Consider the following 21,382-nt stretch of genomic DNA (forward strand, 5'->3'; position numbering starts at 1 on the left):
CCCGTACCTTTGGAAAATATTAAATGGTTAACGCTGTGGTTAAGACTCAACCACGCCGCATGCCATGCGGGGTCCACCGCCGCCTAGGTGCGGCTCATCTTCGTAGGTATCGCCACCTTCATGAATCATCAGCGCGCGGCCCGACATATCATCCATACTCAGGCGCGGTGCTAGAACGGGCAGGTTGGCTTCGCCCTCTTCATTGACGGTCAGTACCGGAAGATCGCCCAGGTGACCATCACCATAAGGACCTTGGTGGGTGCCGGTATCTTCAGGGTCATAGTGGCCGCCTGCCGACAGTGCGGCGGTCATTTCGCCGTTGTCATCTTCAGCAGGTTCGCAGCTGGCATTTTGGTGAACGTGAAAGCCATAAACGCCCGGGTTCATACCGCTGAGTGAGGGAGTCAACAGCAAACCATGATCGGTCTGCTCAAGTGAAACGGTACCAATGGATTCTTCAACTCCCTCGGCACTTACCTTATGCATGTCCACATCAAGCGTCTGAGCTTGTGCAGCCGTCGCGGCAAGTAGTAGTGAGGCAGTAATGGCGGTAAGCGGTGTTGTAAAACGCATAGTGATCTCCTTCCTAATCCATGGAAACGCGTATGTAGCGTTGCTTATTTAAAGTAGCGTTGAACGTGCTGCTCTGCCACTGGTTTCAGGTTGTCATCCATGGTTTTTAATAGCAAGCGAGGTGGCAAATACCTGCCTCCATCAACGAGCAATGGATGACATCCGCCTACCAAGCCGCGACAATAGCGCCTTGTTTTTATAGCCGGTGATATGACGGCAGAGTGTCTATCAGCAGCGCTTTGTTGTCAGTCTAGCCACCAGCGTTTACCGAGGATTCCTATGACGCCACTCACAATCCTCTATCAGGATGAGCATCTCGTCGCAGTGCACAAGCCCTCGGGGCTGTTGGTGCATCGCTCGGCGCTCGCGCGTGGCGAAACTGAATTTTTGCTTCAGCAATTGCGTGATCAGCTTGGCAAGCGTGTCTATCCTGTCCATCGCCTGGACCGACCTACCTCGGGGGTTATCATCTTTGCCCTCTCTTCAACGGTGGCGGGTTTACTCAGTGAAGCCTTTAGTGAGCGCCAGGTGGAAAAGCGTTACCTGGCGGTGGTGCGCGGTAAAGCACCGGAAAGTGAGCGCCTGGATTACCCATTGCGGGAAGAGGATGGCACCCGGCCCAAGGCAGAGATGCCCGCCATGCCCGCGATGACGGATATTCGTCGTTTGGATTATGTGGAGCTGCCGGTGCAGGTTGACCGCTATCCGGTGGCCCGTTATTCGCTGGTGGAAGCGCGCCCGCTGACCGGCAGGCGTCACCAGATTCGTCGTCACCTGTCGCGTCGCGGCTACCCGATTATTGGCGATGCCAAGCACGGTAAAAGTGTCCACAACCGTTTTTTTGCCGAGCAGATGGGCGCGCCACGCTTATTGCTGGCCGCGACCTACCTCGCCTTTGATCATCCTCTGTTGGATAAGCGTGTACAATTAAGCTGCGCCTTGGATGACACCATGGTCGCGCTGTTTAATCACCTTGGCTGGGCGGGGCATTTGCCGCTTGATAGCGTGCGCACACCACCCCACATCACACCTTCAGCCCTTCAAGCGCTATGAGTGAGTCTTTCATGTCTTCCGTTACCCCACCCAATCGCTTATCCATGTCTTTCCAGCCCGCGATAACCGTAGCACCAGCCCCGGTCGTCTCCGACTCGAGTGACTATGAATTTCGCTTTGGCGGCATTCGGCGCCTCTACGGCCAGCGTGCCTTTGAGTCGTTTCGCCATGCCCACGTCGTGGTCGTTGGTGTCGGCGGGGTGGGCAGTTGGGCGGTCGAGGCGCTGGCCCGCTCGGGCATCGGTAAACTGACACTTATTGATCTGGACGATGTGTGTGTGTCCAACATCAACCGCCAGCTTCACGCGCTGGATGGCACTATCGGCAAGCCCAAGGTAGAGGTACTGGCTGAGCGCTGCCGCCTGATTTCCCCTGACATCGAGATCGTTGCGGATACGGCGTTTGTGACGCCCACCAATCTTGCCGAGCGCATTCCAGACGATGCCGACCATGTAATAGATGCCATTGACAGCGTCATCGCGAAAGCGGCGCTGATCGCCTGGTGTAAACGGCGCAAGATCCCCATCACCGTGACTGGCGCTGCCGGTGGTCAAACCGATCCTACACGCATTCAGGTGGCGGATTTGACCCGTACCGTGCACGACCCGCTACTGGCCAAGGTGCGCTCGCACCTGCGTCGCGATTACAATTTCTCGCGTAACCCCAAGCGTCGCTTCTCGGTCGAGTGCGTCTACTCGGATGAGCAGTTGGTGTATCCAGGCGCGGATGGCGAAGTGTGTCTGCAAAAGCCCGCCAGCGGTGACGCTACACGTCTGGACTGTGCCTCCGGCTTTGGCGCCGCTACCTTCCTGACCGGCACGTTCGGTTTTGTTGCCGCCTCCAAAGTACTTGAACGCCTTGCCAAAAAAGCCAACCAGCCAGCCACTCAGGAGGAAGATCAATGAGCGCACCCGTCCCTGGTATTTACCGCCACTATAAAGGCGCCCTTTACGAGGTGCTCGGCACCGCCCAGCATAGCGAAAGCGAGGAACCGCTGGTGGTCTATCGCGCCCTTTATGGCGAGTACGGTTTATGGGTGCGCCCGCTTGAAATGTTTACCGAAACGGTGACCAAAGAGGGCCACACCCAGCCACGCTTTGCGCTTGAAAAGGCGTTTTAAGTCCGTTCACGTTAGGAGTCCGCATGTCTCCCCAGCAAACGCTGAAAGACGTCTTTGGCTTTAATGATTTTCGCGGCGGCCAGCAGGCGGTGGTGTCGCGAGTGTTGGAGGGCCACTCAACGGCGGCCATTTTTGCTACCGGGGCGGGAAAGTCACTTTGCTACCAGTTACCGGCGCTGCATCTGCCGCATTTAACGCTGGTGGTGTCACCGCTGCTGGCGCTAATGCAGGATCAACTGGCGTTTCTGAACCGGCACGGCGTAGCAGCGGCCAGCATTGATTCCACTCAAGATCGTGACACCGCCCGAGAGGTGATGGAGCGCGCCAAACGCGGCGAACTGAAAATACTCATGGTGTCGGTGGAACGGCTCAAGAACGAGCGCTTCCGGAACTTTCTACGCCAGGTTCAGATTTCGCTTTTAGTGGTGGATGAAGCCCACTGTTTGTCTGAGTGGGGGCATAACTTTCGCCCCGATTACCTGAAACTACCCGACTATCAGCGTGACTTCGCCATCCCTCAGGTACTGCTGCTCACGGCCACCGCGACCCCCACGGTGATCGCCGATATGAGCGAGAAGTTTGCCATCGCGGAAGATAATGTCATTACCACCGGCTTTTACCGTCCTAATCTTGAGCTGTTGGTGGCGCCTGCGATGGAGGATCGCCAGCAACAGCTGGTTAACTGGCTGAAGCCTCAAATGCAGCCAGGTAGCGAAGCACCCACGATTATTTACGTCACCCTACAAAATACCGCCGAGCGCGTTGCAAGCGCATTAATGGCCCAAGGCATTGCCGCCCAGGCTTATCACGCGGGATTGGACGCCGCGCGTCGGGATGACATCCAGCGTCAGTTCATGAGCGGTGAGTCACCCTGTATCGTGGCGACCATCGCCTTTGGTATGGGCATTGATAAAGGTGATATCCGTAATGTCGTGCACTTCGATTTGCCCAAGTCGATCGAGAACTACAGCCAGGAGATTGGCCGGGCGGGCCGCGATGGCCTGCCTTCGACTTGCCTGACCATGGCCGGTCGGGACGGCCTGCGCGTGTTGGAAAATTTTGTTTACGGCGATACTCCCGAGTACGGCGGCATTGTCCACCTGCTTGAAGAGATTGCCACGGCAGGCCAGGCGCCTGAGCGTCAATGGGAAGTGCTGCTCAATACGCTTTCTCGCGATACCAACATCCGGCTGCTGCCGCTTAAAACGCTGTTGGTGAGGCTGGAGATGCACGGCATTATTGCCCCGCGGTTTGCGTTTCTGGCCGAGTATCGGCTGCGCTACCATATCGAGCCGGAGGCGCTGGTAGCTAATTTTCAGGGCGAGCGCGCAGCCTTTGTGCGCCTTATTGTCGATAACATCCCCATTGCCCGCACCTGGGGTACGGTCGACTTTGAACGCCTGCACCAAGTAGGGCAGGACCAGCAGATTGATGCTTCCCGCGCTCGCGTCATCACCGCACTGGAATATTTCCAGGACAAGGGCTGGCTGACGCTGGAAGGTAAACGGATGACCGATGTTTATGAGGTATGCCAGTCAGCGTTTTCAATTGAAGCGCTGGCCAAACAGCTTTATGACGAGTGCCTTGCGCGGGAACGTATCGAGATCGAGCGGCTACATTCGATGCTGACGCTATTTGAATCCGAGAGCTGCCTGACGAGGCGACTCACAGAGCATTTTGGTGACAGCACGTTTGGTGATAATCCCAAGGTTAATGCCTCGGCCGCTAAAGAAGCGGGCCGCTGTGGGCACTGTTCGGTATGCTACGGTCACCCCGTTAAGCTGCCGGAGGCGCCGCTTCAGCCTGCGCTGAGCCATGCTGATTTTCAGCGCTATGCCACGCCGTTTATTGAGCGGCATAACGAAAAGGTCGGCCAGCCGCCCAATGCTCAGCGGCTGGCACACTTTCTGTGTGGGTTAGCCATGCCGATTTTTACCCCGCTTAAAGCCCGTAGCCTTAACGGCTTTGCGGTATTCGAACAGCGCACTTATCCCGATGTTCGCGAATGGGCAGAGCGTCACCTTACTGCTGGCGCAACGTAACCCGAGTCAGTCCCGAGGGCTTGCCAAGGCGCAGGGCAAACCCAGGCCATAGGCCGGGGCCATGGTGTAGATAAAGCATTATCGCGCGCGAAAGCACGATGCTGATTCGTTCGTGATTGACGTTGTTGGAATGTCGATAATGCTCACTTCACTCTCTATTCAGTCCAGTCCCTATTCAATTCACTCCCTATTCAATTCACTCCCTGCTCACTTTACTTTCTATCCAATTTGCTCTCTTTGACGGTCGCCGCTGTCATCACCAAGAAAAGGGTTGTTTTTCCATTCATAAAGGCTGAAAGAGTAACTTTAAAAGTAATGTTAAGTCTTTTAAAAGTGCTTTTTTACATATTTATAGGTGGTTTTTTATTTTTTTAATAAACCAAAGATGTAACGGTACGGAGCCTCGTTAAGCTTTAAAAAAGCCTAACAGCCCTATTTATTTTTTTCTTATACGCGTTACTATAAAAGCAATCCACGTAGAGGTTATATAACCTTAGAAGATCCAGGTGGGCCGCGAGTTAACGCATGTGGGTAATTATACTGAAACAGTGCGCCTGCTTGAGGCGCACGAAATAAACGGTTAAGTGCTATTAAAGCGTCATGAGCAATGGCTGGCAGTACAATAGAAAGTGACGGGCTGTGTTGCCATAACTCACAGTAGCCACACTGATTGTGCCAATTCGCCAGGGCGCTTGTTCTTGAATCATGTAAGCTGCCAGCGGTGTCAAACGAGCTAGCTGAAGGCTCACTATGGGAATGGGTGTGATGCTCGTGCTGTCGCTGATCTTGGTGGTTATGGTTACTGGCCTGGAATTGAGAAATGATCGGTCCCGCAAATAACAGACACATCGCTACCCACGCCATCGCTAACGCGCAGCGGTAATAACGTAGGTGTGCTGAATGAGACAGCATCATCAAAATCCAGACCTTAAGGCGTAATAATGGCCATATTGTAGCAGTCTCGCGCGTGGCCGCTATCACATAATGGATTAAATGATTCTCTGGCCTTCTCGCTTTCAGAAATACGCTACATATTACGTTATAAGTTGGATACTTCAGATTAGATGATTAACGAAACGGTTAATGTTTTATTTGCCGTCCAGGCATTGTTTAAAACGTAGTGAAAAGTCTTCACGCACTGTGTCATGGTACACGTCTGGTGGAGAACTCTTGGGGAAAGCTAAAGCATGTTATCAAAAAAAATCGAATCAAGTTCTTCCAGGCGAAGTGGGAAAATCCTCTTTGCGCTATTAATGCGTATGCACTTTTACGTTGGTTTGCTGGTGGGACCTTTTATATTGATAGCGGCCTTGACCGGTATCGTTTATGTGTTAACGCCGTCGATTGAATCATGGCTATACCGTGATGCGTTAACCATCACCACGCCAGGTACATCGCAACCACTCGCCCAGCAAATTGAAACTGCTCAGCTAGTCGTCGAGCAAGACACATTACCGGCAGCGGTTCGCCCTGCACCTGATGCCCATAGCACCACACGGGTCATGTTCGCAGACCCTATGCTTGGTGCTTCTGAGCATCGCGCCATTTTTGTCGACCCGGTAACGCTTGAAGTGAAAGGCGACATGACGGTGTACGGCACCAGTGGCATATTGCCTTTTCGTACGGCGCTTGATCAATTTCACAGAGCATTGCTGCTAGGCGATGTAGGACGGCTTTATAGCGAGCTGGCGGCCTCCTGGCTGTGGATTATTGCCCTGTTGGGAGTCATGCTCTGGGTAGCGCGCCGCCGAGCGCTTAACAGTGCAAGCACGCAAATGACCGCCCGGCGTCGTCATGCCACCGTCGGCGTGTTGGCTATTGTCGGGTTGCTGTTTTTTTCGGCCACCGGGCTTACCTGGTCGAAGTGGGCAGGCGGCAATATCGGTGAACTAAGACAGGCCTGGGGGTGGGGAACCCCAAGCGTGTCTACCGTTATTGAAACGCCTGATGCGGCAAATAATGATCCGCATGCCCATCATGACATGCATGCCGACCATAAAATGAGTAACGCACCTGAAGCGGGGTCATACGCACGCCGTGAAGGGTTTGATCAGGCGTTGGAGGCCGCCAGACATGCAGGCCTACTGGCAGGTAGGATTCAGATAGACCCGCCAGCCGGTGAAGGCAGGGCGTGGCGGGTCACTGAAATTGACCGCCGCTGGCCTACCCAGGTAGACCAGATAGCCCTTGAACCACGTGATATGCAGGTACTCGAACAAACCGATTTTACCACCTTTCCTTTAGCCGCGAAGTTGACGCGCTGGGGCATCGATTTGCACATGGGTGTGCTGTTCGGGCTGGTTAATCAATTGGTGTTAGCACTAGTTGCCGGGGCGCTGGTATTTCTGATTGTCTGGGGATATCGGATGTGGTGGCAGCGTATCAAAAACACGACGGTTAACCAGGCGCAGACCATGACGGCGCTATTTATCATGTTGCCCCTGGTCATTCAGTTAAGCCTGCTCGTCATCATGGTGCTTTTAGGGGTCGCCTTGCCGGTACTGGGCGGAAGTCTGGTTATCATTGCGCTAATCGATGTGTTTCGCTGGTTCGTTTCTAACAAGCGTCAAGATGCTGAGATTAAACGGTAAACAAAAAGGCCCTCGACAGTTATCGGGGGCCTTTCGGCTGACTTATCTATTCACTTATCCCTTCACGCGCTTATTCCCAGGCAGGGAAGGGGTCAGGCAGCGCTTTCCAGGTTTCGGCGCCTGCCAGCAGTTGGTCTTCGCTTAACAAGCAGTCATCCAGCGCTTGGCGCATCCGCTCCTGATCCAGGTTCTGGCCGATGAAGACCAGTTCCTGGCGCATATCGCCAAACGGCTCTTGCCACTTTTCTTGAATAAATTCACGATACTCTGGATCACCGGGCCAGCGATCTTCAGGGATGGCTTTCCAGAACATGCCCGCCACGCCATGGTGAGCAATACCGCCCGCTTGGCTCCACTGCCCAGCCCACTGAGGGCGAGTGGCCAGCCAGAAGAAGCCTTTTGAGCGTAATAGACCTTCGCCGAACCATTCTGCATGGAGAAGATCGTGGAATTTAGCCGGATGGAAAGGGCGGCGCGCGTGGTAGGCGAAGCTGCCGATACCATACTCGTCGGTTTCCGGCACGTGCTCTCCGCGCATCTTCTTGAGCCAGCCTGGCGCCTGCTGGGCGCGCTCGAAATTGAACTTGCCGGTGTTCAACACTTTATCAAGCGGGACACCGCCCCGGCTGATTGGTACCAGTTCAGCATCTGGATTGAGTGAGCGTAGAACGGCTTTCAACGAGGCAAGCTCTGTGTCGTTGATCAAGTCTGTCTTGCTGATCAGTAACACATCGCAGAACTCGATCTGATCCACCAGCAGGTCTGCCACGTTGCGTTCGTCCTCTTCGCCCAGGCTTTCACCCGCTTCCGCCAGGCTTTGGGCGTCGCGGTACTGGTTAAGAAAGTTGGCGCCGTCCACCACGGTAACCAGGGTATCCAGTTGCGCCACATGAGAAAGACTTTGACCGTTCTCATCTTCAAACGTAAAGGTCTCCGCCACTGGCAGTGGTTCGGATATGCCAGTGGATTCGATCACTAGGTAATCGAACTTACCTTCGCGGGCAAGCTGGCTGACCTCGACTAACAGGTCTTCACGCAGGGTGCAGCAGATGCAGCCGTTGCTCATCTCTACCAGGCGCTCTTCACTGCGGTTAAGCGCTACCTCGCTATCCAGTGTGGATTCGCCAGGCCCGCCGCACCAGTGAGCCATCGATATTGACTTCGCTCATGTCGTTGACGATCACCGCTACGCGGCGACCCTCACGGTTGGCCAGAATATGATTAAGCACGGTGGTCTTACCCGCCCCAAGAAAGCCTGATAGCACGGTAACGGGCAGGGGAGTAAACAGGGACATTGCTAGTTCACCTCTCAAGCTGATTTTGTTATGTGATAATATAACATTTAAAAGGTGTTTAGAAAGCCGAAACATTGTGTCGATCTAGGCGGTAGGGATTAACGCTTATATTGAGTAGGACAGTAGCCACGTATCACAGTGGGAGAACGCAGAGCGCGATGCTTGGTGGCACGGCCGGTCACGCGCTTGCGCCAGAGCCGAAACGAAGCGGGTTTCAACTGATAGCGCATTACCTCAATCACCCCGGGCTCGCTAAGGCCATATAGGGTTTCGATAGCCTCAAAGGGGGTGCGGTCTTCCCAGGCCATTTCGATTATCCGAGACTGTTCGTCATCGGGTAAGCGACGAAAATGCTTAACGGGTGCATTGGGCATTGCTCACCTCCAACGGAGTGGGAACTTTTCAGATGGCGGACAGTGTATCGCATTAGCCGTGGCTGGGGAGTGTTGGCTTTGCTGCCAATATGGCGCGAAAAAGGCCATTCATCAGTACTGGCTGATCGTGAACAATACTGAATCCTGCATGAGTGAGCAGCGGCTGCGCTTGACGAGTGATATCGGTGGCAAGCGCTGACGTCAGGTGGTTCAGGAGTCGTCGGCTTGCTCCTGCTGAATGGGCATCCGGCTGAAACTTATCCATCACACACAGTTGACCACCAGGCTTGAGTACGCGGTACGCTTCTGCAAGCCCTTGCTGCGGATTGGGCATCACGGCAATGATGAGATGCATGATGACCGCGTCAAAGTAATCGTTGGGGAAATCGAGGGCCTCGGCATCCATTACCTTACACTCCACGTCTCGATGGAGCGTTTCAGCGCGTTTGGCGGTGCGCCTTACCATGGTGGGGGTTAAATCAGTGGCATGGAGCTCTATATCGTGGGGTAGAAAGGGTAAGTCCAAGCCTGTTCCAGCGCCTACTAGCAACACGCACATGCCAGGCTCCCAGTCCACTTGGTCTAGCGCGATACATCTGGGTTTGCGAAAGAGGCGGGTACCGAGCATATCGTAGAAAGGGGCGTAAGCGGTGTAGCGCAGGCGATTCCACACGGTTGTATTGAACATAACGCCTCTTTACAGCGCAGTGCTGCGATAGCTGAATGTCAAGTGCCTTCTATCTATAGCATGAAAGATATCAACTAACCACTTGAGCGAAATAGCACGGTATAGCTTTTTGTTAAAGAGCAGGGTTTAAAACTCTGTGCTATTAAATATGTTAATATTTTAGTGGTAGGCGTAAAAAGGTATGATCTTACTTTCAGCTGCTTGGTGTAGTGAGAGCAGTATGAAAAAATTAGGTAAGCAAGTTTCTCTATTTAATTAGTTTTGTTGTAGACGTATGGTTAGATTTTCAATGATATCGAGAATTAATATTCTATCCTTTGGGGTTAACGGCGCCAGTAGTTGTTTCATTCTGCTAGTTTGGTCATCGATATTGCAGCTGGCTTGCCCTAGCAATTCCGCCGCTTCACAGTCAAAAATTTCTGCAAGCTCTATAAGGCGAATAATATTAGGAATGACCCGACCGCGCTCAATACGTGAAACGGCCTCATTACCTACACCCAATCGCTCCGCAACTTCTTCCTGAGTCAATTGGCTGCGAACCCGCTGTTTAGCAATCGCACGGCCTATGTTGCCGGCTAAATTTTTCTGTTCTGTTTTATTCACAACATCCTCCATTAGAGCTAAATGGTTGTGGAACGACCTATTGACATGAAGGACTGTTTAGGTTGAATATCACCCCCTAAGGTTGATTTGGATGCTGGAAGTAACTGTTTGTTTCGTAAGGTTGCTTTTGAAACACCATGACGGCGGTAAATTTAATTAAATTAGACATTTTAAATGTACACAAGTGATGTTTTGTAGAGGAGAGAATTGTCGGCTGCATATTATTCATAAAGCCGTTAAGAAAAGTAGTAAGATCTGGCGGCGTTTTAATAACCCGTTTAATTGCTTTACTACTGGACAACATACTGTCGAGTGAAATGTAAAAAAATAGCGGTCGAGTAATGGATAAGCCTGTTTTCCTTTGCTGGATGACAAGACGAGTTCAGTAGCTGAAAATGCTGCTTATGAAAAGCTGGCGAGTAGCTTGATGGTTAGCGCAACTAAATGCGAGGGCGTTTAATAGCATGTCCCCTTCTACGGCACCAGAAATTTTTAGACGTCTGGCAGATAATTTGTCTAACGTCAGTGAAGAGGGCTTTTTGCACCAATTGGTAAAGTCCTTGGCAGCTATCCTTGAGGTCGATCACGCTGCTATAGAGCATGTTGATCGCCAACTGGGTATGGCGACCACATTAGCAGGATGGTCCCATGGAGCGTATACAAAAATAGTACGGTATTCGCTGGCAGGTACTCCCTGCCAACAGGTGGTCGATCTCTCTCGCTATGTGATCGCTTGCCAAGCTTGTCAGCAATTTGCATCCGATCAGCGGCTTTCAGCACTGAAGGTCGAGGGGTATTTGGGGTGTGCGGTGACGGGGCCTGATGGCGGCTTTTTAGGGGTTATTGCATTGATGCATGCTTCACCTCTCGCACTTCCGCCCTATGCAGATGATGTATTACGTATCGCTGCCACATTGGCAGGGGCCGAAATGGCTCGGCAGGCCACTGAAAGCGAGATCAATAACCGGCTGCAAAATAAAAGGCAGGCGCTTCAACGTATGGGGCAGTATAACGAAGCCCTGTTAACGACCATTAATGAGCAGCAACGTTTTCAGCGTGCAGTGGTCAAGGTAGCCACCGCTGTCTCTGCTAAAAGTGGCGAAACGTTTTTGCATCAACTCACCACTCATATGGCCGAGGCGCTATCAGCCGATGTGGGGTTTATCGCGCTGCTGGATAAAAAAGATCCAGACATTGCGCATACGTTGACGTTGTATGTAAATGGCCAGTGTCAGGATAATTTCGCCTACTATTTGCCCGGGGTACCCTGCCATAAAGTTATCGTTGAGCAAGAGTGCATTGTCCATGAAGGCGCTGCCATTATGTTGCCCGCTGAAACCAATGGGGCGCTGAGCTGGGTGAATGGCTATGTCGGGCGGCGGTTAGACGACAGCCATGGTCAGCCGTTGGGACTTATTGGCGTGATGTTTAAAGCCCCCTTGGCCGACGTAGATGTGGTGCGCAACGTGCTGCAGCTATTTGCCGCCCGAGCCGCCTCAGAGCTTGAGCGACAGCAAGACGAGGTTCGCATTAGACAATTGGCCTTTTGTGACGCGGATACTCACTTGCCCAATCGTACTGCGTTTATGCGTCATATAACGCGTGTCCTTGCTGATACTAAGATATCCGACGTGTCATTGCTGCTGCTGGACCTAAACCAGTTTAAAGAGATCAACGATACGGCTGGCCATGACCTCGGCGATTTAGTGCTCAAGGCGGTCGCCAAACGTTTGGCGACAGCGCTCAAGAATGGTGAGTATTTGGCTCGGCTGGGGGGTGATGAATTTGTAGTGGTCTGTCCACAAAGGGGGCTGGAAAGTGCTTTTGATATTGCTCAACGCTTGTGTGACAGCATCGCGCAGCCGTTTATGGTTGGGCAGCACGTGTTTGAACTGTCCGTAGGAATCGGTATTTCGCAGTATCCTCATCATGCACAAACGCCGTTAGAACTACTCAAACATGCCGATATAGCAATGTATCGGGCAAAACGTCAAAAGCTTCCTATATGTATATTTAAGCCCTGGATGGGGCGCGTGGTGGCTGAGCAGCTGCATATCGCTAAGCGCTTGGCGTCCGCGATTGCAGACAAGCAGTTGAGCTTGCACTTTCAGCCCCAAATAGCGCTACATAGCGGGGAATTGATTGGCGCCGAAGCGCTTTGCCGATGGCATGATGACGAGCTGGGAGAGGTGTCACCTGGCACGTTTATTCCTATCGCGGAAGAGCGTGGCATGATTGTTGCGCTTGGCAGTTGGGTGATTGAGGAGGCCTGTAAGCAACTGGCCGAGTGGCGAGACCAAGGCTTACTGATGCCGGGGCAACTGGCCATTAATATAGCCGCTCAGCAGTTTGAAGAGGAGGATCTGGTTACCACGATACTCGAACGCTGCCGTGACTTTGGGATTGAGGCGTCGCAACTGAGTTTGGAAATTACCGAAAGCGGTATCATGGATAATCCTGAGAAAGCGATTGCCATGACGACACTGTTGAAGAGTAAAGGACTAGGGCTTGCCATTGACGATTTTGGTACCGGGTACTCGTCGCTTGCTTACTTAAAGCGTTTTACCGTCGATAAGATCAAAATCGATATATCCTTCGTCCGCGATATGCTCACTTGTGACAATGACCGGGCCATTGTAGCAACGATCATAGCCATGGCGAACACGCTGGGGCTGGATACCATTGCGGAAGGCATCGAGAGTCATCACCAAAACACCGCACTGCTTTCCATGGGCTGCACCCAGGGGCAAGGTTATTACTTTGATCGGCCGTTGCCTGCCGAGCAGTTTATGCAACGTTGGTTACGCTAATCTAGCGGGCGGAGGTGCATTAAGCGTGTGCGAAGGGCACTCCCCAAACTGCTGTTTATAGTCGTGAGCGAATTGGCCCAAGTGCCAAAATCCCCAGTAGGTGGCTATTTCCGTCACTGACTGATCTGGCGTCGCTCCCCGTAGCGCCCGGCGCACTCGGTTGAGCCGGGTCAGACGCAGAAACTGCAGCGGGCTAATGCCTACAATAGAGTTAAAGCTGTACTGCAGCGTGCGACGGCTAACATGAGTAAGTTGGCAAAGCTCCTCCATGGTCACCGGGCCACTCAGATGTTCATTCACGTGATGCTTAACGCGATCAACGACGCCCTTACGATGAGCATAGCTAGGCGGCGGCTCTGCACTAGGCTGCTCAATTTGCAATAATTCAAGCAGCGCCATTAGCAGGATATCTTGATGAATGTGGCTGGCGATGGCGAGTGTTTGGCTGGATAGCAGCCGTTCGATAAGAAACGTGACGGCGCTAAGCGTTTCGTTAGCCGCCCGGCGACGCGGCATGAGGTGCCAATCCGTATCCAGCGTCACTCCCTGCTGTTTCGCTGCCGTTGCCAGGGCGGGTAATTGAATCACCAGGCCGTAAATGTCGAAGGCCTCAGGGGTTATCAGCTCAAAATCTTGCCCGCCTGGGCGGCACATAACCTCACCCTTGTTCAGCGTCTGACCATTAATCCGCGAGCCTTGGCTATCAAGAGGGATCCCGATCCATAGCGATTCGGGCCATACCCTGCACTGTTGGCGTAGCGCTTGACCGGTGTGCTCCTTAAACACCTGCATCGTATCTAGCGCCACTTCATCCAGACGACCATAAAAGCAGCCCGGGCTGAGCTGATCATACTCTTGCTGCCAGCGAGTCAAATTTTGCGCATGCTCATCGGCATCAGACGCTTCCTGAATGCATCTTTTTGGTACAAACGGGCTGGCAAGTGTGGTCATCAGAGGCTCCTCATCAACGTTAAAACCCGCCTAATGCTGCTGTTTTAACTGCAAGTTATTGTATTTGTTATTTTTTATAAAATAGTAGAAGATTTGCCAAAACTCGATACTCCCTTCCTAGTGATAGCGCTATGGTGTTAACAAGCAAGTTTTGTACCTCAACGCGTCGTCAGCGCAATCAATAACGCCGTTTCAATGAAACGTCTTAATAAAATGGGGAAGCACTATGGCGCAGACCTATCACACCACGGTGGGGAGCCACTGCTACCACTTTGCAAGTCTGGTCGAGCTGATGGCAAAAGCCACGCCACCTCGTTCTGGAGATCGGCTGGCTGGGGTCATGGCAGAGAGTGCCGAAGAGCGTGTGGTTGCGCAGATGGTATTGGCTGAGCTTCCGTTGACCACCTTTCTAAACGAAGCGTTGATCCCCTACGAAGACGATGAAATCACCCGCCTGATTATCGATGATCACGATGCTGACGCCTTTGCGAGCATACGCCACCTTACCGTGGGTGATTTTCGTAACTGGCTACTGTCTGATCAGGCCACTCCCGAAGTGCTTGTTGCCGTGAGTCCAGGCATCACACCTGAAATGGCCGCCGCGGTGAGTAAGCTGATGCGTAATCAGGATTTGATTCTGGTGGCCAAAAAGTGTCGGGTGACCACCGCGTTTCGTAACACCATCGGTCTACCCGGTAGGCTTTCAACACGCTTACAGCCAAATCATCCGACCGACGATGTCACCGGCATTGCGGCGAGTATTCTCGACGGGCTGCTTTACGGCAGCGGCGACGCGGTGATTGGTATTAATCCCGCCACCGATAACGTCGCCCAAAGCGTCAAGTTGATGCGCCTGATGGACGAGGTGATTCAAAAATACCGTATCCCCACTCAATCCTGCGTGCTTACCCACGTTACCAATACGCTGGAAGCGATCGAACAGGGGGCGCCAGTAGACCTTGTTTTCCAATCCATCGGCGGCACCGAGGCCACGAATCGCAGCTTCGGTTTTGACCTGAGTACGCTGGCCGAAGCCGAAGCGGCGGCGCAGTCGCTTAATCGTGGCACGGTGGGGCGCAACGTGATGTATTTCGAAACTGGCCAGGGCAGCTCGCTCTCCGCCGATGCCCATCATGGGCTCGACCAGCAAACGTGCGAGGCACGCGCCTACGCCGTGGCGCGTAAGTTCAACCCCTTGTTGGTCAATACCGTGGTGGGCTTTATTGGCCCCGAGTATCTATTCGACGGTAAGGAGATTACGCGTGCCGGGCTTGAAGATCACTTCTGCGGCAAGCTGCTGGGCGTGCCCATGGGCTGCGATGTTTGTTACACCAATCATGCCGAAGCCGACCAGAACGATATGGATAACCTGCTGACGCTGCTCGGGGTGGCGGGCTGTAATTTCATCATGGGCATCCCCGGCTCCGACGACATCATGCTCAATTACCAGACCACCTCCTTTCACGATGCGCTTTATGCACGGCGAGTGCTGGGGCTGAAGGCGGCGCCTGAGTTCGAGCGCTGGCTTGAAGAGATGCAGATTTTTCAGGATGTCAGCACCCATCGGCTAAACGATCAGCTTCCTGCCGCCTTTGCCAACAGCCTGCGCCACCTGCCCAAGGAGCCTCGCCATGGTTGATAAGTATGCTGATACGCCAACGTCGTCCATTGTGGTCGACAATCCTTGGGAGCGACTGAGCGCTTTTACCGATGCGCGGATTGGATTGGGTCGCGCCGGTATCAGCCTGCCGACCAGCAAGCTGCTAGCCTTTCAGCTAGCCCATGCTCAGGCCCAGGACGCCGTTCACTGCCCGCTGGATGTCGAGGCGCTAACGGCCGAGCTGAGCGAAGCACTGGGGCTAACCACGCCACCGATTCATCTGCATAGCCAAGCCCAAGACCGTGCCATGTACCTGCAGCGGCCCGACTATGGCCGCCGCCTAAACGATGAGAGCCGTGAACGTTTGCAGCAAACCGTCGCGCCTCAGCAGCGTGTTGATTTGGCCGTGGTGGTGGTTGATGGCCTTTCCGCCTTGGCCGTACAGCAGAACAGTGCGCCGTTTCTTCGCAAACTCCATGAGGCGCTCAACAGCGATGCTGCCGATTGGCAGCTCGCGCCGCTAACTATCGTGGAACAGGGGCGGGTGGCGATTGGTGATGAGATTGGGGCGCTGCTGAATGCTGACGCTGTACTGGTGATGATTGGTGAGCGGCCAGGGCTTAGCTCGCCGGATAGCTTGGGCCTTTATATGACCTGGGCGCCGGAGCCGGGGCTCAGGGACGATCGACGCAACTGTATTTCCAACGTCCGCCCGGCGGGGCTGGCGGTCGAGGAGGCTGCAAGGCGCTTCTTCCTGCTACTGAAAGAAGCCCGCCAACGCAAGCTCTCGGGCGTTCAGTTGAAAGACCGCAGTGAAGACAACGTATTGGAAGGCGACTCAGCCTCTGGCTCGACGCGTAACTTTTTGGTGGCGGAGTAACCTCCCCACAAGCGAACCCCTAACAATAATCACACAACAACACGGAACAACGTTGGCAATCACCGGCACGCCGCTTGCGACGATTATGTTCCACACTAAAAGGGCAGAGCGATGACGCAACCATCTATTGATCAAGCGTATCTGGCAAAACGCCAGCTGCGTAAAGGGACTGCCGGCTGGGTGCTGCTGGCGGGGCTTGGGGTTTCCTACGTGATTTCCGGTGACTTTGCTGGCTGGAATTTTGGCATTGCCGAGGCGGGCTGGGGCGGTTTCGCGATTGCCGCCTGTTTGATGGCGCTGATGTATCTGGCGCTGGTGCTGTCGCTTGCTGAAATGTCGGCGGCGATTCCAGCCGCGGGTGGCGGCTACAGCTTCGCTCGCCAGGCGATGGGGCCTGCCGGTGGCTATCTGACGGGGCTAGCGGTATTGATCGAGTACGCCTTGGCACCGGCGGCGATTGTGATTTTTATAGGCGCGGCGGTAGAGGCGCTATTGGGCGTTAACGGCCCGATTGTCTACCTGCTGTTCTATGCGGTCTTTATCGGCATTCACCTGGCGGGGGTGGGCGAAGCGCTTAAAGTCATGATGGTCATTAGCGGTCTGGCGGTGTTTGCCATTCTCGCCACGGCGGTGGCGCTGATCGGTGATTTTGACGCCGCTAACTTATTTGATATTGCCCCTACTGACGCCTCCGGCGCGAGCACCTTCATGCCGTTTGGCTGGTACGGTGTTTGGGCGGCACTGCCGTTTGGCATGTGGCTGTTTTTAGCGGTTGAGGGTGTGCCGCTAGCCGCCGAAGAGGCCAAAGACCCTGCACGCGACATGCCCAAGGGCATTATCGCCGCCATGTTGTTTTTGCTGTTCACCGCGCTATTGGTGGTGGTGCTGTTGGCCGGTGTCGCCGGTGCCGAGATGATCGGACAAAGCGGTGTGCCGCTGGTGGATGCGCTGAACGCCGCGGGCAGCCCAACGCTAGCAACACTGGTGAATGTATTGGGATTGGCGGGGCTGATTGCATCCTTCTTTTCGATCATCTACGGCTACAGCCGCCTGGTGTTTGCGCTCTCACGGGCGGGGTATCTCCCCAAGCCTTTATCGTTGACCAGCGGGCGCAAGGTGCCCCATTTGGCGTTGATTGTACCCGGCGTGTTCGGCTTTTTGGTATCGCTCAGCGGGGAGGGCGACTTGATTTTAGGCATGGCGGTGGTGGGCGCCACGATCTCTTATGCGCTGATGGCGCTAAGTCATATCATGCTGCGCATCAAGCAACCTGACCTGCCGCGCCCGTATAAAACACCGGGCGGTGTGGTTACCTCGGGCATCGCCCTGGCGCTGTCACTGGTCGCGCTGACGGGAGTGTATGCGTTTGACCCCCGCGCCTTTAACTACACCATCGTGCTGTTTATTGCCGGGGCGGCTTACTTCTTCCTCTACAGTAAAAATAAGCTGGTAGCGAAAACCGCTGAGGAGGAATTTGCTCTGGTGGTCGCGTCGCCTGAAGAGATGGACAATAGTGCTTCAGACCCGGCAGTGACAACGGCAAAGCTGTAATTTGCAAGACGAATCACCTAGGCTAAATCAAGCCTCTTTGCCGCAGCGCAAAGAGGCTTTTTTGACTAACGATAAGGAGCAGTCATGGGGTTGGCATTTGATAGCCCAAACGAACAGCAGCGCTGGCGCTCCGTGGATGATGGCGTCATGGGCGGCGAGTCCCACAGTGCATTCAGCGTGTCAGACGGCGTGGGGCGATTTCACGGCGAGGTATCGCTGGATAACGGCGGCGGTTTTGCCTCCGTTCGACGTGAGCCCTCTGATTTTGAACTCTCGCTTACCAAAGCCCAAGGCATCGCTGTCACCGTGCGAGGGGATGGGCGTACCTATCAGCTGCGCCTGAAAAGTACCTCGCTTAGCGACGCATCCGCCTACCGGGTCAAGTTTACGCCGACCCAGAATCACTTCGAGACGCTGCATTTCCCCTGGAGTGCCTTTGAAGCCGTCCGGCGCGGCAAGGTGTTAAGCGATGTGCCACCCTTTCAACCAGCGGACCTCACCCAGATAGGCTTTTTGATCGCCGACCGAACGGCAGGGCCTTTTTGCTTGCAGGTCAACCTTATTGAGCCCGTGAGTTAATCCCTATTGGCTACCCACCAAGGTCGTCTCGCATGTAGTGTCCGGTTACGCCAAGCTGGCTAAAATGATCAGGAGCTTGGCCCGTGAAACATTCACCTGCGTACCGCTTGGCGACGACGATTCTGCATGGTTTCGATGAGTACCGTGCGCGTTTTAAAGAGATCACCGCCGATGCCAGCCGCCGTTTTCGCGATGCGGCGTGGCGCGAAACCCAGTTGGCCTCGGCTGAGCGTATCAATCTCTATCAGGAAAAAATCGGCGTTACCCTGGAGCGCTTAAAGCGTAGCTTTGACCCCGATGTCGTCTCCCACTGTGAATGCTGGCGGGAGGCGCGTAACCACTACGCCGAGCTGATCAGCCACCGGCTTGATTTTGAATTGGCAGAGACCTTCTTCAACTCGCTGTTCTGCGCCATCTTTCACCATCGTCATATCCGTAATGACTGGATGTTTGTGTATAGCTCACGTGATGATGCCGCCCATCGTTCGGGGGTTGAACTGTGCCGCAGGCATTGGGTCAGCGGCGATTGGCAGGCCGCGCTAACCTGGGCGCTTTCCGATGCCCCGTTGGATAATCGCTTTGCGGATCTGGCTCGGGATACTCAGCTAGGCGCCACTTTTTTGCATCAGCACTTACCGGCGGCGATATTGAACGCTGACGACGCGGAAATCGAGCTGCTCAATAGCGTCTTCTATCGCAATAAAGGGGCTTATCTGGTGGGCCGAATCGTGGGCGGCGGTGAGCAGGTGCCGTTGGTGCTGCCGGTACTGCATGGCGAGGGGTTTGGTGAGCAGCAGGGCGGTGACCCTTCCCTGCACCTGGATACGGTATTGATCGAAACCGACGAAGTGTCGATCATTTTCTCTTTTACCCGGGCCTATTTCCAGGTTGAGGTGGTGGTGCCCCGGGAGTTTGTCGATTACCTGCAGCAGCTAATGCCCCACAAGCCCGAAGGTGAACTGTACGCCGCTATTGGTTTCTTCAAGCATGGTAAAACCGAGTTTTTCCGGGCATTGAACCGTCAGGTAGCAAAGCGTGAGGATCAGTTCATTATCGCCCCGGGCGTACGTGGCATGGTGATGGCGGTATTCGTGCTGCCCAGCTTTCGTACCGTCTTCAAGATCATCAAGGATAAGTTCGACCCGGCCAAAGACGTTACCCACGCCGTGGTGCGCGACAAATATCGATTGGTGAAGCGCCACGACCGGGTGGGGCGTATGGCTGACACCCAGGAGTTTTCCAACTTTATCGTGCGCAAGGATCATTTTTCGCCGGAGTGCCTGGCGCACTTGTTGGAAGTCGCTCCCTCCACCGTTGTATTAAAAGACGACAAGGTGATCATCAAGCACTGCTACACCGAACGCATGATGACGCCGTTGAATATCTACCTTGAGCAGTGTGGCGACCAAGAGAAAGAAATGGTGCTGAAGGATTACGGCAACGCTATCAAGCAGATGGCGGCGGCAAATATTTTTCCGGGCGATATGCTGCTTAAAAACTTTGGTGTTACCCGCCAGGGGCGAGTGGTCTTTTATGATTACGATGAAGTCTGCTACCTGACCGAATGCCGTTTTCGACACATTCCCAAATCTAACGATAACGACTTTCAAGGGGGCGGCGGTGAAAGCCTGTCGATCGGGCCCAACGATATCTTTCCCGAGGAGTTCGGACCGTTCATGTTTGCCAATAAAGCGCTGCGCGATATGTTCATGGCGCAGCATCCGGAACTGTTCGACCCTGATTACTGGCTGGAGCTTCAGCAGGCCATCATTGATGGGCGGGTCATTGACGTATACCCCTACCGCAACAAGCAGCGTTTTGCGGGCAGCATCGGTCAGCTAGTATATTAGCGTAGAGCAACGCAAACGCAGTGAGGTGATCATGGCCGCTAGTCCGCATTTGGTGGTATTTACCGGCTCGGGGATTAGCGCCGAGAGCGGGATTAAAACGTTTCGTGCCAGTGATGGCCTTTGGGAAGACCACCCGGTCGAGCAGGTGGCAACGCCGCAAGGCTGGCAACAAGACCCCGAGCGAGTGTTGTCCTTTTATAACCAGCGCCGCGAGCAGATTCGCAAAGCCAAGCCCAACGCCGCCCATAAGGCGCTGGCAGGTCTGGAAACGGCGGGTTTCAAGGTGAGCGTCATCACCCAGAACATTGATGACCTGCACGAACGGGCGGGGTCTCGTCATGTGCTGCATCTGCATGGTGAAATTCTCAATGCCCGCTCCTCGGTGGATGCGCGGTTGCGCTACCCGCTGCCCAAAGGCGGCATTACCCTAGGCGATGTGTGCGACAAGGGCAGTCAGCTACGGCCGGATGTGGTGTGGTTTGGCGAGTCGGTGCCGCTGTTTGACGAGGCCTGTGAGATCGTAAGCCAGGCGGACTTTTTCCTGGTGGTGGGCACGTCGCTGGCGGTGATGCCCGCTGCCTCATTGCTGTCCTACATTGATATTAACACGCCCTGTGCGCTGGTCGACCCGGATGCCGATATGCTTAGCCCTCCGGGCGTGCTGGCGATTAACACCACCGCCGGCGAGGGTGTGCCGGCGTTGGTTAGCCAGTGGCGAAAACAGGGCAATCTGATATTGCCTTGAATAAAAAGGTTCGAATCAGCCTGTAGCGGGGGTCTTTCGCCATGGATGGCGAAAGTAGCGCCCAAGGATGGGTTCAC

18 protein-coding genes and 1 pseudogene are annotated in these 21,382 nt (G+C 54.2%); 12 read left to right on the top strand and 7 right to left on the bottom strand.

Going from position 1 to position 21,382, the window contains the following annotated elements; translation table 11 throughout:
• Positions 1 to 39: 39 nt before the first annotated feature.
• Entirely contained in the window at positions 40 to 573 is a 534-nt protein-coding gene (sodC, locus tag ACFFLD_RS05605) for a superoxide dismutase [Cu-Zn] SodC (RefSeq protein WP_386037809.1), read from the bottom strand.
• 279 nt (positions 574 to 852) lie between these two features.
• Here sodC and ACFFLD_RS05610 point away from each other — a divergent pair, with 279 nt between their 5' ends.
• From ACFFLD_RS05610 to ACFFLD_RS05625, 4 genes are read left to right on the top strand one after another with little or no spacing between them, the layout of a single operon-like run.
• A complete protein-coding gene (locus ACFFLD_RS05610) occupies positions 853 to 1,626 on the top strand; it encodes a pseudouridine synthase (RefSeq protein WP_386037812.1) in 774 nt (257 codons plus the stop codon).
• A gap of 44 nt (positions 1,627 to 1,670) precedes the next feature.
• The gene (tcdA, locus tag ACFFLD_RS05615; RefSeq protein WP_386040387.1) at positions 1,671 to 2,531 is read left to right on the top strand and encodes a tRNA cyclic N6-threonylcarbamoyladenosine(37) synthase TcdA; all 861 of its coding nucleotides are present in this window, start codon (positions 1,671 to 1,673) and stop codon (positions 2,529 to 2,531) included.
• Positions 2,528 to 2,746 (top strand): DUF1653 domain-containing protein, encoded by a 219-nt coding sequence (locus ACFFLD_RS05620; RefSeq protein ID WP_386037815.1) that lies wholly within the window; start codon positions 2,528 to 2,530, stop codon positions 2,744 to 2,746. The genes tcdA and ACFFLD_RS05620 overlap by 4 nt, the downstream gene beginning before the upstream one ends.
• A 23-nt stretch (positions 2,747 to 2,769) precedes the next feature.
• A complete protein-coding gene (locus tag ACFFLD_RS05625; protein WP_386037818.1) occupies positions 2,770 to 4,788 on the top strand; it encodes a RecQ family ATP-dependent DNA helicase in 2,019 nt (672 codons plus the stop codon).
• Between the two features lie 483 nt (positions 4,789 to 5,271).
• Here ACFFLD_RS05625 and ACFFLD_RS05630 read toward each other — a convergent pair whose 3' ends face one another.
• Complete coding sequence (locus ACFFLD_RS05630) at positions 5,272 to 5,703, bottom strand: DUF2946 domain-containing protein (RefSeq protein ID WP_386037821.1); 432 nt, start codon at positions 5,701 to 5,703, stop codon at positions 5,272 to 5,274.
• 338 nt (positions 5,704 to 6,041) lie between these two features.
• On the opposite strand from ACFFLD_RS05630, the gene ACFFLD_RS05635 reads away from it, so the two are divergent.
• A complete protein-coding gene (locus tag ACFFLD_RS05635) occupies positions 6,042 to 7,379 on the top strand; it encodes a PepSY-associated TM helix domain-containing protein (RefSeq protein ID WP_386037824.1) in 1,338 nt (445 codons plus the stop codon).
• A gap of 70 nt (positions 7,380 to 7,449) precedes the next feature.
• Here ACFFLD_RS05635 and zigA read toward each other — a convergent pair.
• The 4 genes and pseudogenes from zigA to ACFFLD_RS05655 all read right to left on the bottom strand — a co-directional run bounded on the left by zigA (position 7,450) and on the right by ACFFLD_RS05655 (position 10,339).
• Positions 7,450 to 8,674: pseudogene (gene zigA, locus ACFFLD_RS05640) on the bottom strand (zinc metallochaperone GTPase ZigA).
• Positions 8,675 to 8,772: 98 nt separating this feature from the next.
• Positions 8,773 to 9,048: a TIGR03643 family protein gene (locus tag ACFFLD_RS05645; RefSeq protein ID WP_386037827.1), complete on the bottom strand. Its 276-nt coding sequence runs from the start codon at positions 9,046 to 9,048 to the stop codon at positions 8,773 to 8,775.
• 52 nt (positions 9,049 to 9,100) lie between these two features.
• Positions 9,101 to 9,736 (bottom strand): class I SAM-dependent methyltransferase, encoded by a 636-nt coding sequence (locus ACFFLD_RS05650; RefSeq protein ID WP_386037830.1) that lies wholly within the window; start codon positions 9,734 to 9,736, stop codon positions 9,101 to 9,103.
• 255 nt (positions 9,737 to 9,991) lie between these two features.
• Positions 9,992 to 10,339, bottom strand: coding sequence for a helix-turn-helix domain-containing protein (locus tag ACFFLD_RS05655; RefSeq protein WP_386037833.1), 348 nt, complete (start codon positions 10,337 to 10,339; stop codon positions 9,992 to 9,994).
• Between the two features lie 464 nt (positions 10,340 to 10,803).
• On the opposite strand from ACFFLD_RS05655, the gene ACFFLD_RS05660 reads away from it, so the two are divergent.
• A complete protein-coding gene (locus ACFFLD_RS05660) occupies positions 10,804 to 13,149 on the top strand; it encodes a bifunctional diguanylate cyclase/phosphodiesterase (RefSeq protein WP_386037836.1) in 2,346 nt (781 codons plus the stop codon).
• On the opposite strand, the gene ACFFLD_RS05665 is transcribed toward ACFFLD_RS05660, so the two are convergent.
• Positions 13,141 to 14,100 (bottom strand): helix-turn-helix domain-containing protein, encoded by a 960-nt coding sequence (locus ACFFLD_RS05665; RefSeq protein ID WP_386037839.1) that lies wholly within the window; start codon positions 14,098 to 14,100, stop codon positions 13,141 to 13,143. The genes ACFFLD_RS05660 and ACFFLD_RS05665 overlap by 9 nt on opposite strands.
• 226 nt (positions 14,101 to 14,326) lie before the next feature.
• Here ACFFLD_RS05665 and ACFFLD_RS05670 point away from each other — a divergent pair, with 226 nt between their 5' ends.
• From ACFFLD_RS05670 to ACFFLD_RS05695, 6 genes are all read left to right on the top strand, one after another.
• On the top strand, positions 14,327 to 15,739 hold the full coding sequence (locus ACFFLD_RS05670; RefSeq protein WP_386037842.1) for an ethanolamine ammonia-lyase subunit EutB: 1,413 nt from the start codon (positions 14,327 to 14,329) through the stop codon (positions 15,737 to 15,739).
• Positions 15,732 to 16,580, top strand: coding sequence for an ethanolamine ammonia-lyase subunit EutC (gene eutC, locus ACFFLD_RS05675; protein WP_386037845.1), 849 nt, complete (start codon positions 15,732 to 15,734; stop codon positions 16,578 to 16,580). Before ACFFLD_RS05670 ends, eutC begins: the two co-directional genes overlap by 8 nt.
• A 111-nt stretch (positions 16,581 to 16,691) precedes the next feature.
• On the top strand, positions 16,692 to 18,131 hold the full coding sequence (gene eat, locus ACFFLD_RS05680) for an ethanolamine permease (protein ID WP_386037848.1): 1,440 nt from the start codon (positions 16,692 to 16,694) through the stop codon (positions 18,129 to 18,131).
• Positions 18,132 to 18,215: 84 nt separating this feature from the next.
• Positions 18,216 to 18,710, top strand: coding sequence for a CIA30 family protein (locus ACFFLD_RS05685; RefSeq protein ID WP_386037851.1), 495 nt, complete (start codon positions 18,216 to 18,218; stop codon positions 18,708 to 18,710).
• Between the two features lie 83 nt (positions 18,711 to 18,793).
• Positions 18,794 to 20,560 carry a bifunctional isocitrate dehydrogenase kinase/phosphatase gene (gene aceK / locus ACFFLD_RS05690; protein ID WP_386037854.1) on the top strand — a complete coding sequence of 589 codons (1,767 nt, stop codon included), beginning with the start codon at positions 18,794 to 18,796 and terminating at the stop codon, positions 20,558 to 20,560.
• A gap of 31 nt (positions 20,561 to 20,591) precedes the next feature.
• The gene (locus ACFFLD_RS05695) at positions 20,592 to 21,305 is read left to right on the top strand and encodes an SIR2 family NAD-dependent protein deacylase (protein ID WP_386037857.1); all 714 of its coding nucleotides are present in this window, start codon (positions 20,592 to 20,594) and stop codon (positions 21,303 to 21,305) included.
• The last annotated feature ends 77 nt before the right edge of the window (positions 21,306 to 21,382 follow it).

The organism is Vreelandella sulfidaeris (genome assembly GCF_042429665.1).
Classification (GTDB): domain Bacteria; phylum Pseudomonadota; class Gammaproteobacteria; order Pseudomonadales; family Halomonadaceae; genus Vreelandella.